The organism is Mycobacterium sp. E2462, from assembly GCF_001672685.1.
Lineage (GTDB): Bacteria > Actinomycetota > Actinomycetes > Mycobacteriales > Mycobacteriaceae > Mycobacterium.
Genome location: NZ_LZKC01000463.1, coordinates 1 through 3,282 on the forward strand (window position 1 = coordinate 1; position 3,282 = coordinate 3,282).

Sequence of the window (3,282 nt, forward strand, 5' to 3'; positions counted from 1 at the left end):
CGACGGGCACGTCGATCTGGATCTCGTAGAACATCTCCAAGACCAGCAGCGTCGCGAGCAGTTCGGTGTGCGCGTCGTCGGTGATGGGGCAGAAGTCTTGCACCACCACGGTGCCCAGCGGCGGCCGGTAGCCGTGCACGTCCTCGCCGACGACGCGGTAGGTCAGGAAGCCGTCGGGGTGGATGGTGTACTTCAGCTCGGACTTGTCGCCCCGCTGGATCGACCGGTCGTCGAATGCGTCGGTCCACCAAGCGCTGTCGCGTTCCACCGCCCCGTTCGTGACGGCGCGCCACCGGTCATAAAGCTCCGGCAGCCGATCCTTCGCCTGTTCGGCGCTGACCTCGCGGGCCCGGATCTCACCCGGTGCGTCGCGCAGCTTGGCGAATCGGCGGTCGACCGAATAGCTGTGGCTGTAACTCGACACCCCCGCACCGAAGCTGTCGTACATCGCGGTCTGCGTCGGCACACCGAACACGATCGGGTAGCCCCGGTCCAGCAGGATCCCCAGCCCCTGGGAGCTGAGCTTCGCCCAGATGCCCTTGCCCTGGTGTGTCGAAGCCACGGCGATCATGGTCAGCCAGGCCGCACGGACGCTGCCCCCACCGGGCACGGTGAGTTGGGTGCGATAGATAATCGACGTGCCCACCAAGTACGGCTGGTCCGGGTCGGACAAGTCCTCGGCGATCAGGATGTCCTCGGGGGTTACCCGCCGTTTCCACGCCTCGACGTCGCGCGCGCCCACCGGGTCACCGAACGTGCGGGCCTGGTTCTCATACACCGCCTGCCAGTCGTCGTCGCCCGGGTGCCTGATGTTGATGGCGTCGTCCCCGTCGCTCATGGGTGGTCCAATCTGCCGCTGATTCAGTCGAACCGGCGGCCTGTATCCCGATTTCCCGTCCGGGGCCGCCGCTCCCGATTCGATACCCGAGTACCAGATCACCAAACGTCGCGGTGGGTCAGACGGCGGCGTTGTGGGTATAGCCCTACGCCATGCTGCAAACACTCACCCGGCTGGCCATCGCCGCGCCGAGGCGCATCATCGCGGTGGCGGCGCTGGCGATGGTCGCGGCGGCGATCTTCGGCATCCCGGTGATCGACAAGCTCTCGGGTGGTGGCTTCCAGGACCCGACGTCGGAATCCGCGCGGGCGACCGACGTGCTGCGCGACAGGCTCGGCCAGACCGACCAGACCATGCTGATCGTGGTGACCGCCCCGACCGGGGCGCGCAGCGAACAGGCGCGTCAGACCGGCACCGACATCGCCGGACAGCTCACGCGGTCGCCCTGGGTCTTGAACGTCTCCTCCCCGTGGACGTCGCCCCCGGCGGCCGCGGCCCAGTTGGTCAGCAAGGACGGCACCTCCGGGCTCATCGTGGCCGAACTCAAAGGCGGCGAGAACAAGGCGCAGGAGTATGCCAGCGCGCTGACCCGCCAGCTGGTGCACGATCGCCCCGGGGTGACCGTGCGCGCCGGGGGCATGGCCGTGGCGTACGCGCAGATCAACGACCAGAACCAACGCGACCTTGTCCTGATGGAGGCCATCGCCGTTCCGCTGAGTTTCGCGGTCCTGGTGTGGGTGCTGGGTGGCGTGGTCGCCGCGGCGCTGCCCATCGTGCTGGGCCTGTTCGCGATCGTCGGCACCATGTCGGTCTTGCGGGTGATCAGCTTCGCCACCGATGTGTCCACCTACGCGTTGGACCTGAGCATCGCCATGGGCCTCGCCCTGGCGATCGACTACAACTTGCTGATCATCACCCGGTACCGGGAGGAGTTGGCGCGCACCGAGGACCGGGAGCGGGCGTTGGTGCGCACGATGGCCACCGCCGGCCGGACCGTGCTGTTCTCCGCCACCACCGTGGGGCTGTCGATGGCGGTGATGGCCCTGTTCCCCATGTACTTCCTCAAGTCGTCGGCGTACACCATCGTCGCCGCCGCGATCATCGTGGCGCTGGCGGCCGTGGTGATCACGCCCGCGGCGATCGCCCTGCTCGGTGCGCGGCTCGACGCGTTGGACGTGTCCCGGTTCGTGCGCCGCAGCCTGTTCGGGGTCACCGCGAAGACCAAATCCTGGCGCGACCACGCGCACACTCCGGTCACCTCGCTGTTCTGGTACCGCTCCACCAAGGTCGTGCGGCATCACGCCGCGCCGATCGGGTTGAGCGTGGTTGCGCTGCTCGTGCTGCTGGGCGTTCCGTTTCTCGGCGTGAAGTGGGGCTTCCCCGACGAACGGGTGTTGCCCCGGTCCGCCACGGCGCGCCAGGTAGCCGACATGCTCGACAACGACTTCCCCGGCGGATTGGGCAATTCGATGACCGTCGTGCTGCCCGACGCCCGCGATGTCACCCCCGCCGATCTGCAGGGCTACGCCGCCGCGCTGTCGCGCGTCCCCGACGTCTCCGCCGTCTCCGCCCCGACGGGTACCTTCGTCGCCGGCAGGTTGGCGGGGCCGCCCGCCGCTGCCACCGGAATGGCCAACGGCAGTGCGTTTCTGACCGTGGACAGCACCGCGCCCCTGTACTCGCATGCCTCCGACGTCCAGCTGGACCGGCTACACCAGGTGGCCGCCCCGGCGCAGCGGTCGGTGCAGATGACCGGGTTGGCGCAGATCAACCGCGATAGCGTCGCCGCGATCACCCACCGGTTGCCGCTGGTGTTCGGGTTGATCGCGCTGATCACGTTCGCGCTGTTGTTCCTGCTGACGGGAAGCGCGGTGATCCCGGTGCAGGCCCTGGTGTGCAACGTGTTGTCGCTGACGGCCGCCTTCGGGGCGATGGTGTGGATCTTCCAGGACGGGCACCTCAACGCACTGGGGACCACGCCCAACGGAACGTTGAATGCCAACATCCCAGTGTTGTTGTTCTGCATCGCCTTTGGGCTGGCGATGGACTACGAGGTGTTCCTGGTTTCGCGCATCCACGAATATTGGATGGCCTCGCCGCCCGCTCACGAGGAGCGTCCCATCCCGTACGAGGCGCGCGCCGCCACCGACGAGAGCACCGCGCTGGGCCTGGCGGGCATCGGGCGGGTGGTGACCACCGCCGCGTTGGTGATGTCCATCTCGTTCGCCGCGCTGATCCCCGCGCACGTGTCGTTCATGCGGATGCTCGGCGTCGGCCTGACGCTGGCGGTGCTGGTCGACGCTACGTTGGTGCGAATGGTGTTGCTGCCCGCCTTCATTCATGTGCTCGGCCGCTGGATCTGGTGGGCACCAAAGGCGTTGACACGCCTGCGGATCAGGTCGGGCACCGGCGAGGGGGATGCCGCCGCGGTGGGGCAGCGCCGG

General features: G+C 68.2%; 2 protein-coding genes. One reads left to right on the forward strand and one right to left on the reverse strand.

The features are described 5' to 3' along the window. The coding region (locus tag A5714_RS23850) for a GNAT family N-acetyltransferase (protein WP_068289577.1) at window positions 1-838 on the reverse strand (838 nt) is incomplete at its 3' end. Window positions 839-990: 152 nt separating this feature from the next. Between A5714_RS23850 and A5714_RS23855 the strand changes: the two genes are divergently transcribed. Next, window positions 991-3,282: MMPL family transporter (locus tag A5714_RS23855; RefSeq protein ID WP_068289579.1), on the forward strand; the 2,292-nt coding region annotated here is incomplete at its 3' end.